The organism is Chromobacterium violaceum ATCC 12472 (assembly GCF_000007705.1).
Classification (GTDB): domain Bacteria; phylum Pseudomonadota; class Gammaproteobacteria; order Burkholderiales; family Chromobacteriaceae; genus Chromobacterium; species Chromobacterium violaceum.
The window spans coordinates 4,576,519-4,588,507 of record NC_005085.1 but is presented as its reverse complement, the minus strand read 5'-3'; the positions used below and the strand labels follow the sequence as shown (position 1 = coordinate 4,588,507).

Sequence of the window (11,989 nt, the reverse complement as noted above, 5' to 3'; positions counted from 1 at the left end):
TGCTCCTTTTTGGCGGCGCTGCTTCCAGGCCGCGTTTTGGACTACACTTCCCGTTTTGAGCGGGAAATGGGATGAAACCTTGGTTGTCGTGCCATGACGGCCATGTCCGTCTGACGCTGCATGTGCAGCCGGGCGCCAAAAAGACCGAGGCGGCCGGCGAACATGGCGAGTGCCTGAAGCTCAGGCTGGCCGCGCCGCCGGTGGACGGCAAGGCCAATGCCGCGCTGCTGGCCTGGCTGGCCGATCGTTTCGGCGTCGCCAAGCGCGACGTGGAATTGTTGTCCGGCGACAAGAGCCGGCACAAGGTGGTGAGGATCGCCTGCGGGCTCGATGCCGCCGAGGCGCTGGACCGTCTGGGCTTTCACTGAATGCGGCGTCCCGGCGGCGTGGTTTCGTCCACGCGGCTGAATTCTCCTTCTATGATGTCGCTGCCTCCGGCCGGTCCGGCGGCCGGCCCCGCGCCGGTGGCGCGCAGCGAGATGTCCGGGCCTTTCAGCGGCAGCAGCAGCAGGACGGCGGCCACGTCGCTGAGCAGGCCGGGCAGCAGGAACAGCAGGCCGGCCAGCGCATAGCGCAGCGGCCACAGCAGCGAGTACAGCGAAACCTTGTCGCCCTGGCGCATCACGCTGCCCAGCGTCAGCAGCGCGCCCAGCTTCTGGTTGCGCAGCATCCACAGCCCCAGCATCGAGGACAGCAGCACCAAGAGGAAGACCGCCAGGCCGCCGATGCGGTCGGCCAGCGCCACCAGGGCGGCGATTTCGGCGAACGGGTAAATCAGCAACAGCAGCGGGAGAACGCGCATCTTGAATCCGATTCCATCTAACGATTGTTTACTGGTTGTCTGCAACGCGCCGGACGCGGAAACCGCCGAGCGCATCGCGACGACGCTGGTGACCGAGCAACTGGCCGCCTGCGTCAATATTCTGGCACCCTGCCGTTCAGTGTACCGCTGGCAGGGCGCGGTGGAGCAGGCCGAGGAAATTCCGCTGCTGATCAAGACCCGCGCTGACGCGTATCCGCAACTGGAGGCCAAGCTGGCGGCGCTGCACCCGTACCAGGTGCCGGAGATCGTCGCGCTGCCGCTGGCGCAGGGATTGCCCTCTTATCTCACATGGGTATCGAACAGCGTGGTTTCAAGTGGCGAATAATCACGGGCCGGTTTGTTCCGACTGTTTTCCGGCCGGTTTCGTTCCCATGATTAAGAGGCGGACGGGGAAATTTTTTCGCGATACAGCTTGACTCGACTGAAACGTTTCATTATAGTTGCGAGCTCTCGATGGGTCGTTAGCTCAGCTGGTAGAGCAGCGGACTTTTAATCCGTTGGTCGCAGGTTCGAATCCCGCACGACCCACCAGAGAAAGCTTGATATAGTGTAGTAGCATGTCCCGGACGGGTCGTTAGCTCAGTTGGTAGAGCAGCGGACTCTTAATCCGTAGGTCGAGTGTTCGAGCCACTCACGACCCACCATCCTCAGACATGCCGCCGTACGTTGTGCGGGTCGTTAGCTCAGCTGGTAGAGCAGCGGACTTTTAATCCGTTGGTCGCAGGTTCGAATCCCGCACGACCCACCAATCAAGTTCATTTCTGTCTTTTGTGCAGACCGGATGGGTCGTTAGCTCAGTTGGTAGAGCAGCGGACTCTTAATCCGTAGGTCGAGTGTTCGAGCCACTCACGACCCACCACCATCCCTGCACCCTCCCCGATACGAATACATCCCGATGGGTCGTTAGCTCAGCTGGTAGAGCAGCGGACTTTTAATCCGTTGGTCGCAGGTTCGAATCCCGCACGACCCACCAAGCATTCCCGCGAGGGCCCGGCTATTGTCCGGGCCCTTCGCTTTTCTCCGCCCACGCTGTTCCGCCGCAGCGCATTGATCGCCTCCCGGCTTTCCGAGCCGCGGAGCGAGGCAAGCATTCGATTGGCGAGGCCGGATGCGCCGGCCGGCCGGCTTGCCGCATAATGTCGGCTGACATTCGACAAGGGGAACATAATGAACAAACTGGTGTTGGGCGCGCCGCTGCTGGCGGCGCTGGCCTCCGGCGCGGCTTGGGCGCAGAGCGCCGACGAGCAGCTGCTGGCCGCGCAGATGGCTTTCCAGCAGGCGCAGAGCCAGCAGAGGCTGCTGGATGGCAAGCTGAAGGCGGCGCAGGACGAAAAGGCGCTCGCCGAACAGCGGCTGGCCGGCGCCCAGGCGGCGCTGGACAAGGCCAATGCCGAACTGGCGGCCGCCACCGACGCGCAGGCGCGCGCCAAGCAGGGGCTGGACCAGGCGACGCAGACGCTGAACCAGGCCTGGCAGCGCAAGGAAAGCGGGCAGTGATCAGGGATTGAGCTGGCGGTAGCGGGCGATGTCCTGCTGCATCCGCTGGCGGAACGCGTCCAGTTCGGCGCGCTTGGCGGCGATCTGCCGCTGCAGGTCCTGCTGCGATTGCCGCAGCAGCTGAAGATTGCGCACGGCGGCGGCGGCTGGCGGCGTCGGTTGCTGCTGCCGGCTGCGTTCGAGGTCCTGCTCCAGATGGCTGCGTTGCAGCGCCAGTCCCTGGCCGCGCAGCTCCAGCGCGTGGTAGGAGGATTGCAGCACCGCCAGCTGGCGCTCGCGGTCGGCCTGCAGATCGGCCAGCGTCGGGTAGCTTTGCACCAGCGCCTGATCGTGGCGGGCGGCATCCAACCGTTGCTGCTGCTGTTGCCGGGCCGCGGCGGCGGACGCTTCGCGCGCCTGGCGCTGCGCTTCGGTCTCGGCTGGCTTGTTGATCGCGCCCTGCTTGCTCAGTTCGGCGACGCCGCGGTTCTGCTTCTCCAGCGGCGGCGCGTCGCTGTAATGCGTGTTGCCGGCCTCGTCCACCCATTTGTAGACGCCGGCCTGGGCCAGCGAGCACAACAGCAGCGTGAGTCCGGCAAGCGCTTTCATGTCAGTCGTCGACTCCGTATTGGGCGCGGTAGGCGCGCACCGCGTCGAGGTGGGCGGCCAGTTCCGGGCTGTTTTCCAGGAAACCCAGCAGGTCTTTCAGCGTGGCGATGGCGACCACCGGCAGGCCATGTTGCTGGGCCACTTCCTGCACCGCCGACAATTCGCCCTGGCCGCGCTCCATCCGGTCCAGCGCGATGGCGACGCCGGCCGGTTCGGCGCCGGCGGCGCGGATCAGCTCCACCGACTCGCGCACCGAGGTGCCGGCCGAGATCACGTCGTCGATGATCAGCACCTTGCCCTTCAGCGGCGCGCCGACCAGGGTGCCGCCCTCGCCGTGGTCCTTGGCTTCCTTGCGGTTGTAGGCGAACGGCACGTTGCGGCCCTGCTCGGCCAGCGCCATGCCGGCGGCGGCGGCCAGTATGATGCCTTTATAGGCCGGCCCGAACAGCATGTCGAACTGGATGCCGCTTTGCTGGATGGACTTGGCGTAGAATCGCGACAGGTTCAGCGTGGACAGGCCGTCGTTGAACAGGCCGGCGTTGAAGAAGTACGGCGACTTGCGGCCCGCCTTGGTGATGAACTCGCCAAATTTCAGCACCTGCTTGTCGAGCGCAAAACGAATAAAATCCTGACGAAAGTCGCTCATCCTCATTCCTTATCGAATCGTTAACTGTTTGAACGGCTGAAAAAAACCGCCGCAAGCATAGCACGGGAGACACAATGCTTCGAATCGTTTCCGCCAATCTCAACGGCATCCGCTCGGCGGACAAGAAAGGCTTTTTCGACTGGCTGGCCGGCATCGACGCCGACTTCGTCTGCGTGCAGGAGCTGAAGGCGCAGGCGGGCGACCTGTCCGAGCGGATGCGCAATCCGGACGGCCTGGCCGGCTACTTCCACTACGCCGAGAAGAAGGGCTACAGCGGAGTAGGCCTCTACACCCGGCACCAGCCGGACGCGGTAGTGGAAGGGTTGGGCGTGGACTGGATCGACGCCGAGGGCCGCTTTCTGCAGCTGGACTTCGGCAAGCTGTCGGTGGTGTCGCTGTATCTGCCGTCCGGCTCCAGCAGCGACGAGCGCCAGCAAGTGAAGTTCGACTTCCTCGACGTGTTCATGCCGCACCTGGAAAAACTGCGCGCCGAAGGCCGCGACATCGTGATCTGCGGCGACTGGAACATCGCCCACAACGAGATCGACCTGAAGAACTGGAAGGGCAATCTGAAGAACTCCGGCTTCCTGCCGGAGGAGCGCGCCTGGATGACCGATCTGTTGGGCCGCGTCGGCTGGCGCGACGTGTGGCGCAATCTGTACCCGGAAGCGCCGGGCTACACCTGGTGGAGCAACCGCGGCCAGGCCTACGCCAAGGACGTCGGCTGGCGCATCGACTACCAGATCGTCACGCCGTCGCTGATGGAGCTGGCCGAGTCCGCCAGCGTGTACAAGGACGAGAAATTCTCCGACCACGCGCCGCTGATCGTCGACTACCGGCGGAGCCTGTGATGTGGGACGACGATGACGTCACGCTGCTGACGGTGCCCGGCTGGGGCAATTCCGGCGACACGCACTGGCACGGCTACTGGGAAAAAACCTATCCGCTGGCGCGCCGCGCCGAGCAGCGCGACTGGCTATACCCGACCCGCGACGAATGGGTGGCCGGTCTGGCCGCGGCGGTGGCGGAGATTCCGGGGAAACTGGTGATCGCCGCCCACAGTCTGGGCTGCCATACGACGGTCGCCTGGCTGCTGCAGGCGACGCTGCTGGAGCAGCGCAAGGTGAAGGGCGCGCTGCTGGTGGCGCCGCCGGCGATTCCGCTGACCGACGAGCGCGCCCGCGCCAGCGGGGAACTGCCGGAAGGCGCGCCGCTGCCGACTTTCGCCGGCTTCGAAACGCTGCCGGAGCGCAAGCTGCCGGTGCCGGCGCTGTTGGTGGCCAGCCGCGACGATCCGTTCTGCGAGTTCGAAGAGGCGAGGCGGATGGCCGAGCTGTGGGGCGCGGAATTCGTCGACGGCGGCATGGCCGGCCATATGGGCAGCCACGCCGGCCTCGGCAGCTGGCCAGCCGGGCAGCGCCTGCTGCAGCGGCTGATCCTGGGGTAGCGGTAAACCTGTCCCCGCGCGGTTGCGATCGAGAGCCCGGCCAGGCCGGGCTTTCTTTATGGCGCGCAGATCAGCGCGCGACCGGCCGCGCCGGGTCGCTGCACCACTCGCTCCAGGAGCCGGGGTAGAGCCGGCTGCCGGGTAGGCCGGCGATCTCCATCGCCAGCAGATTATGGCAGGCGGTGACGCCGGAGCCGCATTGGTGGACGATGGCGGCGGGATCGAAGCCCTCGCCCAGCAAGGCCTCCCACTCGGCGCGCAGCCGCGCGGCGGGCTTGTAGCGGCCTGCGTCCAGGTTGTCCATGAAGAAGCGGTTGGCGGCGCCGGGAATGTGGCCGCCCACCGGGTCTATCGTCTCGCCCAAGCCGCGGAAGCGTTCCGGGCTGCGGGCGTCCACCACCGTGAACGTTTTTTCATCCAGATTGGCTTGCACCGCGCCGGCGTCCACCGTCGCCTGCAGCGGGCGGCGGATGGAGAAGCGGCAGGGGCGGCGCTGCGGCGGCTCGGCGTCCACCGCGCCGCCGGCCGCTTTCCAGGCGGCGAAGCCGCCGTCCAGCACCGCGACCTTGTCGTGGCCCAGCCAGCGCAGCAGCCACCAGGCGCGCGCCGCGTACTGTCCTGCTCCGTCGTCGTAGGCCACCACCTGGGTGTTCTCGCCCACGCCAAGCGCGCCCAGGTCCACCGCCAGCCGCTGGCCGTCCGGCAAAGGATGGCGGCCGTTCTGGCCGTTCTTGCTGCCGGACAGGTGGTAGTCGAGGTGCAGGTAGTGGGCGCCCGGGATGTGGCCCTGCTCGTAGGCGGCGTGGCCGTAGTCGGGATTGTCCAGCTGGAAGCGGCAGTCCAGCACGATCAGCGATTCGGCGGGCGCTTCCATCAGCTGTCGGCAGGAAATCAGCGTGGTGTACATGATTGTCGGCCTTGGTATCGAACAAGCGTCCAGCCTATGGTTATCACAGCGGCTTTGGCAAGCCCGGCCTGTCCGGATGTCCTGGGATGCGCGCCGAATAAATCATTCGCAAGTGAATTTTCACAGACCAAATAAATTAGTATTAGTATCAAATCGATACTTTATTTATCAGCGTAGAATTTCAAAACAAATTGATAAACCAAACAGAGACGGGGAAGTCATGTTGAGCCAATTTTCAATCGGCCAGCGCATCGCGGCGCTGGCGGGAGCCTTGCTGCTGGCGGTGGGGGTGGTGGGCGGCGTAGGCTGGTGGTCGATGGACAAGATCAACCGCGAGCTGACCGCGTTGTTCGACCAGAAGATCGCGTTCCGGCACCAGATGGACGATCTGCAGCGGACCATGCTGCACATCCGCCAGGACGAGAAGAACATTTTCATCAGCATCGGCAATCCGGCCAATTCCGATCAGAGCATCCAGACCAACAAGCAGCTGCTGGACAAGCACATCGCCGATTTCAGGTCCGGCGTGGCCAAGGCCAAGGGCATGGCGATGGCGGCGGACCATCAGGGCGAGTTCGACGGCATGCTGGAGGGCATCGCCGGCTATGAGCAAGGGATGGGCGGCCTGTACCAGAAGATCGCTTCCGGCGAGATCGCCGCGGCCAATATCGGCGACGCCGGCATCGCGCCGTTCAAGCCCAAGCTGTACGCGGCGCGCGGGGCGCTGGACAAGCTGAGCAAGCTGGCGGACGACAGCGCGCAGCAGGCGGAAACCGATCTGGAAACCAGCATGGCGCGCACCCAGCAAGGCATGCTGACGGTATTGCTGCTGGCGCTGCTGGTCGGCGTGGCGCTGGCCTGGGTGATCGTGCGCTCGATCACCGCGCCGCTGCGGGCGATGCAGGACAGCATGCGCCACGCGGCCGAGCACAACGACCTGACCATCGCGGTGGATCAGACCGGCCGCGACGAGGTTAGCGAGACCGGCCGCGCGCTGGCCCAACTGCTGGCCAATCTGCGCGCCTTCATCGGCCAGACGCGCGAAGACGCGAAGCAGGTCAACGACACCGCCCACGCGCTGTCCGAGGTGTCGCGCCGCATCGCCGACGCCTCCAGGGTGCAGACCGACGCCTCGTCGTCCACCGCGGCGGCGGTGGAGCAGATGACGGTCAGCATCAACCTGGTAGCGGAGCACGCCGCGGAAATGGCCAGCGAGGCCAAGAGCAGCATGAGCGCGGCGGTCAGCGGCAGCGAGACGGCGGGCGAGACCGCCGGGCAGATGCAGGAGATCGCGCGGGTGATCGGGCGCTCGGAAACCATCATCAGCGGCCTGAACCAGCGCTCGGACGAGATCGGCAACATCGTCGACGTGATCCACGACATCGCCGAGCAGACCAATCTGCTGGCGCTGAACGCGGCGATCGAGGCGGCGCGCGCCGGCGAGATGGGCCGCGGCTTCGCGGTGGTGGCCGACGAGGTGAGAAAGCTGGCCGAGCGCACCGCTCAAGCCACCGGCGAGATCTCCGAGAAGATCCAGGCGGTGCAGGGCGACACCTCCACCGCGGCGGCCAGCATGCGCGAGGCGGCGGAGCGCGTGTCCAGCGGCGTGGCGCTCAGCGGGCAGCTCAGCGAACGGCTGGAGCAGATCCGCACGCTGTCCTCCGGCCTGTTGGACAAGACCAGCGAGATCGCCGCGGCGATGCGCGAGCAGAGCACCGCCAGCAACGAGGCGGCCAAGAATGTCGAGCGCATCGCCAATATGGGTTCGGAAAACGGCCAGTCGGTGGAGTCGTCGTCGGCGATGGCCAGCCAGCTGTCTGGCCTGGCGCACAGCCTGGACGAGGCGATCAGCCGCTTTCGCACCGCCTGAGGCGGCGGTCAGCCGGCCAGCAGCGCCTGGCGCAGCCGGTCGGCCAGGCCCGGCCAGGCGCGCGCCGGCGCTTCGCGGCGCGGCGCGGCCCAGATCGGGCTGGGGAAGTGGGCGTCGTCCTCGAAGCGGGGAATCACGTGCCAGTGCAGGTGGGGCACCACATTGCCCAGGCTGGCCAGGTTGACCTTGGCCGGCTGCATGACTTGGCGGACGGCCGCCTCGGCGCGCCACACCCAGTCCATCAGGTGCTGGCGCTCGTCTGCGGAGAGATCGGTCATCTCCTTGACGTGGGCCTTCCAGACCACGCGGCAGAAGCCCGGGTAGCCGGGCTCGTCCACCAGCACCAGCCACAGCTTGTCGTTCTGGTACAGCAGGTCGCCGGCGGGTTGCCGGCACAGTTCGCAGCTCATACGTTCCTCCGATGAAATGGCCCGATTGTACGCGCGGCCGGCGGCGGCGGGGCGGTGGGCGAAAACGGCTCTGTTATACTGGACATCAAATCCATGCGTTCAGTCTCGCGAATCGGGTGGTCTTATTCGCGGCGGGGCGCAAGCACTTGTTCGGGACTTATCGTGAGCCTTGCAAACAATCTTTCCATCATCCTCCTGCTGATCGCCGCCAGCGCCTTTTTCTCGGTGTCGGAGATTTCCCTGGCCGCCGCGCGCAAGATCAAGCTCAGGCTGCTGGCGGAAGAGGGCAACCTCAACGCCGAGCGGGTGCTGGAGCTGCAGCAGCAGCCGGGCCACTTCTTCACCGTGGTGCAGATCGGCCTGAACGCGGTGGCCATCCTGGCCGGCATCCTGGGCGAAGCGGCGTTCACGCCCTATTTCGCCGCGATGCTGCATCTGGTGACGCCGGCGGGTTGGGTCGAGCACTTGAGCTTCGTGCTGTCCTTCGCCGCCGTCACGTCGCTGTTCGTGCTGTTCGCCGACCTGATGCCGAAGCGGCTGGGCATGGTGGCGCCGGAGCGCATCGCGCTGCTGGTGGTGCGGCCGATGCTGTTCTGCGTCGCCCTGTTCCGGCCGCTGGTGTGGCTGTTCAATGGCCTGGCCAACGTGTTTTTCCGCATGCTGGGGGTGCCGACCGCGCGGGCGGAGGATCTGACTCCGGCCGATCTGCTGGCGATGATGGACGCCGGCGCCGAGGCCGGCGTGCTGCAGCAGAAGGAGCACCACCTGATCGAAAACGTGTTCGAGCTGGAAAGCCGCACCGTGCCTTCGTCGATGACCGCGCGCGAAAGCATCGTCTACTTCACGCTGCACGAGGACGAGGCCAGCATCAAGCAGAAGATCGCCGAGCATCCGCACACCAAGTTCCTGGTCTGCGACGGCGTGATCGACTCGGTGATCGGCTATGTCGACTCCAAGGACATCCTGATGCGGCTGATCAACCAGCAGAGCCTGTCGATGAAGCGCGAGCTGACGATACGCAATGTGCTGATCATTCCCGATTCGCTGACCTTGTCCGAGCTGTTGGAGCGCTTCAAGGCCTCGCGCGAGGACTTCGCCGTGGTGATGAACGAATACGCGCTGGTGGTGGGCGTGATCACGCTGAACGACCTGATGAGCACCGTGATGGGCGACCTGGTCAGCCAGTTCCAGGAGGAACAGATCGTCCGCCGCGACGACCGCTCCTGGCTGGTGGACGGGGCGACTCCGGTGGAGGACGTGCTGCGCGCGCTGGACATCGAATCCTTCCCCGACGACGAGAACTACGAAACCATCGCCGGCTTCATGATGTACATGCTGCGGCGGATCCCCAAGCGCACCGACAGCGTGGAGTTCGAAGGCTACAAATTCGAGGTGGTGGACATCGACAACTACCGGATCGACCAGCTGCTGGTGACGCTGATCCCGCCGGCGCCGGCCGAAGGCGAGTCCGCCCGCTGACATTACGATTGGTTACACCCGCTTACACAGGCCTCACAGACGGGATGGGGCGGCCTGCCTACTATAGGTTCAAGGACGCCGGAAACAGCGCCTCAGAAACAGAATCCTTACACTCGTATTCGGGAGCATGACCATGAAGAAACTGACCGCCCTCCTGCTGGCCGCCGCTCTGGGCCTGGGTTCCGCCGCCACCTACGCCGCCGACGCTTCCGCGCCGGCCGCCAAGGCCGCCGCGCCGGCCAAGCATCACAAGCATCACAAGAAGCACCACGCCAAGAAAGCCAGCTCGGCTCCGGCCGCGCAAAAGGCGCAAGCCGCCAAGAAGCACGGCAAGCATCACCATCACAAAAAGCATCACCACGTGAAGAAAGCGGCCTGATCGGCCGGGTCATCTCCGGATGTGAGAGAAAGGAGGCTTAAGGCCTCCTTTTTATTTTTGCGCTCTTTTTGAAGATTCTGTTGTATATCTGTCATTCTGTATGAATAGAACCTGTACAAAATGACAGAGGATTCTGCCTGTTCTTGAATTTGGGTCTGGATATTCGATCCTGATACCAATGTAATACCACATGAGACGCTCATGTCGGTGTGCGCATTGGCAGGAGCGAATCCCTCCGCCGTTCACTCATCAAGAAGAGGAGAACCACCATGATGCATTTCCCGTTGTCGCGCGCGCTGCTGGCAGTCGGCGCCGCCTTCGCGCTGTCCCAGGCGGTTTGGGCCGCGCCGTCTTGCTCGCCGTGGGCCAGCGGCAAGGTTTATAACGCCGGCGATTACGCCACCTTCAACGGCAAGACTTGGCGCGCCAGCTGGTGGACCCAGGGCGAGCAGCCCGGCAGCAGCCAATGGGGCGCCTGGCAGGAGCGTCCGGCCAGCGAGTGCGTGCCAGACAACGGCGACCCGGGCACCCCGGGCAATCCCGGCAGCGGTGTGCCGCCCGAGCCCAAGCCCACCGTCGGCCGCCATGTCGGCTCCTACTTCGCCCAGTGGGGCATCTACGACCGCAACTACAAGGTCTTCAACCTGGTGAAGTCCGGCGGCGACAAGCAACTGACCTTCCTCAACTACGCGTTCGGCAACGTCTACGCCGACGGCAAGTGCGGCATGGTCACCCGCGCCGAGAACGGCAACGGCGATGGCGGCGACGCCTGGGCCGACTACCAGCGTTCCTTCGCCGCCAACGAGTCGGTGGACGGCAAGGCCGACAGCTGGAACGATCCGCTGCGCGGCAACTTCAATCAGCTGCGCAAGCTGAAGCTGGCCAACCCGCAACTGAAGGTGCTGATCTCGCTGGGCGGCTGGACCTGGTCGAAGAACTTCGGCAAGTTCGCCGCCACCGACGCCGGCCGCAAGGCGATGGTCAGCTCGTGCATCGACCTCTACATCAAGGGCAATCTGCCGGTGGGCGAGAACGCCGGCGGACAGGCGGCGGCGCTCGGCGTGTTCGACGGCTTCGACATCGATTGGGAATACCCGGGCGGCGGCGGGCTGCCGACCAATACCGTCGATCCCAACGACAAGCAGAACTACACGCTGCTGATGGCCGAGTTCCGCAACCAGCTGAACGCGCTGTCCACGGCCAACAAGCGCCGCTACTACCTGACCGCCGCCATCGGCTCAGGCGTCGACAAGATCCGCAACACCGAGCCGGCCGCCTACAGCAGCTATCTCGACTGGATCAACGTGATGACCTACGACTTCCACGGCGGCTGGGACGCCAAGGGGCCGACCAACTTCCAGTCCAATCTCTACCGCGATCCGGCCGCGCCGGTGACTGGCGACCAGGTCTACTACACAGTCGACGACGCGGTGAAAACCCTGGTGAACGCCGGCGTGCCGCGCGCCAAGATCAACGTCGGCCTGCCGTTCTACGGCCGCGGCTGGGCGGGCGTCGCCGCCGGTCCGAAGGGGGACGGCTTGTACCAGGTGGCCACCGGCCCGGCCAAGGGCACCTACGAGCAGGGCATCGAGGATTACCGCATCCTGGTGAAGCGCAGCGCCAAGCAGTTCAACAGCCCGGTGGCCAAGCAGCTGTGGACCTACGACGGCAACGAGTTCTGGAGCTACGACGACCCCGCCACCATCCGCGGCAAGCTCGATTACGTGCGCTCGCAGCAGCTGGGCGGCGTGTTCAGCTGGTCGCTGGATGGCGACGACGCGCAGTCCACCTTGCTGAAGACCAGCGCCGAGGTGAGGCTGGACGCGGCGACGGCCGCCCAGCGCCGCGCGGCAGCCGCTGCCGCGGCCAAAGCCAAAGCGGCCAAGAAGTAAGCGTGCGAGGACGGAAAAACGGCGGGGATTCCCCGCCGTTTTTCATGGCTG

General features: G+C 65.3%; 14 protein-coding genes and 5 tRNA genes. 14 read left to right on the top strand and 5 right to left on the bottom strand.

Features of this window, described 5'->3' with window-relative positions; all coding sequences use genetic code 11:
- The first annotated feature begins 71 nt into the window (after window positions 1-71).
- A complete protein-coding gene (locus CV_RS21115; protein WP_043596877.1) occupies window positions 72-368 on the top strand; it encodes a DUF167 domain-containing protein in 297 nt (98 codons plus the stop codon).
- Here the strand turns inward: CV_RS21115 and CV_RS21110 are convergent.
- Entirely contained in the window at window positions 362-802 is a 441-nt protein-coding gene (locus CV_RS21110) for an FxsA family protein (RefSeq protein WP_011137798.1), read from the bottom strand. The genes CV_RS21115 and CV_RS21110 overlap by 7 nt on opposite strands.
- A 1-nt stretch (window position 803) precedes the next feature.
- Here CV_RS21110 and cutA point away from each other — a divergent pair, with 1 nt between their 5' ends.
- The 7 genes from cutA (at window position 804) to CV_RS21075 (ending at window position 2,320) form a co-directional block, all read left to right on the top strand.
- Window positions 804-1,148 (top strand): divalent-cation tolerance protein CutA, encoded by a 345-nt coding sequence (gene cutA / locus CV_RS21105; RefSeq protein ID WP_320406881.1) that lies wholly within the window; start codon window positions 804-806, stop codon window positions 1,146-1,148.
- Between the two features lie 130 nt (window positions 1,149-1,278).
- A tRNA-Lys gene (locus tag CV_RS21100) sits at window positions 1,279-1,354 on the top strand.
- A gap of 37 nt (window positions 1,355-1,391) precedes the next feature.
- Window positions 1,392-1,467: transfer RNA gene (locus tag CV_RS21095), tRNA-Lys, on the top strand.
- Window positions 1,468-1,495: 28 nt separating this feature from the next.
- A tRNA-Lys gene (locus tag CV_RS21090) sits at window positions 1,496-1,571 on the top strand.
- Window positions 1,572-1,606: 35 nt separating this feature from the next.
- Window positions 1,607-1,682: transfer RNA gene (locus CV_RS21085), tRNA-Lys, on the top strand.
- A gap of 38 nt (window positions 1,683-1,720) precedes the next feature.
- A tRNA-Lys gene (locus CV_RS21080) sits at window positions 1,721-1,796 on the top strand.
- Window positions 1,797-1,990: 194 nt separating this feature from the next.
- Window positions 1,991-2,320, top strand: coding sequence for a hypothetical protein (locus tag CV_RS21075; RefSeq protein ID WP_011137796.1), 330 nt, complete (start codon window positions 1,991-1,993; stop codon window positions 2,318-2,320).
- Here CV_RS21075 and CV_RS21070 read toward each other — a convergent pair whose 3' ends face one another.
- Window positions 2,321-2,908, bottom strand: coding sequence for a DUF4124 domain-containing protein (locus tag CV_RS21070; protein ID WP_011137795.1), 588 nt, complete (start codon window positions 2,906-2,908; stop codon window positions 2,321-2,323).
- A gap of 1 nt (window position 2,909) precedes the next feature.
- Window positions 2,910-3,554, bottom strand: coding sequence for an orotate phosphoribosyltransferase (gene pyrE / locus CV_RS21065; protein WP_011137794.1), 645 nt, complete (start codon window positions 3,552-3,554; stop codon window positions 2,910-2,912).
- A gap of 74 nt (window positions 3,555-3,628) precedes the next feature.
- On the opposite strand from pyrE, the gene CV_RS21060 reads away from it, so the two are divergent.
- Both CV_RS21060 and CV_RS21055 read left to right on the top strand, forming a co-directional pair.
- Window positions 3,629-4,405 carry an exodeoxyribonuclease III gene (locus CV_RS21060; protein WP_011137793.1) on the top strand — a complete coding sequence of 259 codons (777 nt, stop codon included), beginning with the start codon at window positions 3,629-3,631 and terminating at the stop codon, window positions 4,403-4,405.
- Window positions 4,405-5,001, top strand: coding sequence for an alpha/beta hydrolase (locus tag CV_RS21055; RefSeq protein WP_011137792.1), 597 nt, complete (start codon window positions 4,405-4,407; stop codon window positions 4,999-5,001). The genes CV_RS21060 and CV_RS21055 overlap by 1 nt, the downstream gene beginning before the upstream one ends.
- A gap of 70 nt (window positions 5,002-5,071) precedes the next feature.
- Here the strand turns inward: CV_RS21055 and CV_RS21050 are convergent, their stop codons facing one another.
- Window positions 5,072-5,908, bottom strand: a complete 837-nt coding sequence (locus CV_RS21050) for a sulfurtransferase (protein WP_011137791.1) — start codon at window positions 5,906-5,908, stop codon at window positions 5,072-5,074.
- 220 nt (window positions 5,909-6,128) lie between these two features.
- Between CV_RS21050 and CV_RS22455 the strand changes: the two genes are divergently transcribed.
- Complete coding sequence (locus CV_RS22455) at window positions 6,129-7,778, top strand: methyl-accepting chemotaxis protein (protein WP_011137790.1); 1,650 nt, start codon at window positions 6,129-6,131, stop codon at window positions 7,776-7,778.
- Between the two features lie 8 nt (window positions 7,779-7,786).
- Here CV_RS22455 and CV_RS21040 read toward each other — a convergent pair whose 3' ends face one another.
- Complete coding sequence (locus tag CV_RS21040; protein ID WP_011137789.1) at window positions 7,787-8,188, bottom strand: HIT family protein; 402 nt, start codon at window positions 8,186-8,188, stop codon at window positions 7,787-7,789.
- 162 nt (window positions 8,189-8,350) lie between these two features.
- Between CV_RS21040 and CV_RS21035 the strand changes: the two genes are divergently transcribed.
- From CV_RS21035 to CV_RS21025, 3 genes are all read left to right on the top strand, one after another.
- Window positions 8,351-9,667, top strand: a complete 1,317-nt coding sequence (locus CV_RS21035; protein WP_011137788.1) for a hemolysin family protein — start codon at window positions 8,351-8,353, stop codon at window positions 9,665-9,667.
- A gap of 133 nt (window positions 9,668-9,800) precedes the next feature.
- Window positions 9,801-10,046 carry a hypothetical protein gene (locus tag CV_RS21030; RefSeq protein ID WP_011137787.1) on the top strand — a complete coding sequence of 82 codons (246 nt, stop codon included), beginning with the start codon at window positions 9,801-9,803 and terminating at the stop codon, window positions 10,044-10,046.
- A 269-nt stretch (window positions 10,047-10,315) separates the two neighbouring features.
- Window positions 10,316-11,938 carry a glycosyl hydrolase family 18 protein gene (locus CV_RS21025; RefSeq protein ID WP_011137786.1) on the top strand — a complete coding sequence of 541 codons (1,623 nt, stop codon included), beginning with the start codon at window positions 10,316-10,318 and terminating at the stop codon, window positions 11,936-11,938.
- The last annotated feature ends 51 nt before the right edge of the window (window positions 11,939-11,989 follow it).

Bases quoted from the DNA above. Each gene is read 5' to 3' on its own strand.
- CV_RS21115 (WP_043596877.1), top strand. From the start codon at position 72: ATGAAACCTTGGTTGTCGTGCCATGACGGCCATGTCCGTCTGACGCTG.
- CV_RS21110 (WP_011137798.1), bottom strand. From the start codon at position 802: ATGCGCGTTCTCCCGCTGCTGTTGCTGATTTACCCGTTCGCCGAAATC.
- CV_RS21075 (WP_011137796.1), top strand. From the start codon at position 1,991: ATGAACAAACTGGTGTTGGGCGCGCCGCTGCTGGCGGCGCTGGCCTCC.
- CV_RS21070 (WP_011137795.1), bottom strand. From the start codon at position 2,908: ATGAAAGCGCTTGCCGGACTCACGCTGCTGTTGTGCTCGCTGGCCCAG.
- pyrE (WP_011137794.1), bottom strand. From the start codon at position 3,554: ATGAGCGACTTTCGTCAGGATTTTATTCGTTTTGCGCTCGACAAGCAG.
- CV_RS21060 (WP_011137793.1), top strand. From the start codon at position 3,629: ATGCTTCGAATCGTTTCCGCCAATCTCAACGGCATCCGCTCGGCGGAC.
- CV_RS21055 (WP_011137792.1), top strand. From the start codon at position 4,405: ATGTGGGACGACGATGACGTCACGCTGCTGACGGTGCCCGGCTGGGGC.
- CV_RS21050 (WP_011137791.1), bottom strand. From the start codon at position 5,908: ATGTACACCACGCTGATTTCCTGCCGACAGCTGATGGAAGCGCCCGCC.
- CV_RS22455 (WP_011137790.1), top strand. From the start codon at position 6,129: ATGTTGAGCCAATTTTCAATCGGCCAGCGCATCGCGGCGCTGGCGGGA.
- CV_RS21040 (WP_011137789.1), bottom strand. From the start codon at position 8,188: ATGAGCTGCGAACTGTGCCGGCAACCCGCCGGCGACCTGCTGTACCAG.
- CV_RS21030 (WP_011137787.1), top strand. From the start codon at position 9,801: ATGAAGAAACTGACCGCCCTCCTGCTGGCCGCCGCTCTGGGCCTGGGT.
- CV_RS21025 (WP_011137786.1), top strand. From the start codon at position 10,316: ATGATGCATTTCCCGTTGTCGCGCGCGCTGCTGGCAGTCGGCGCCGCC.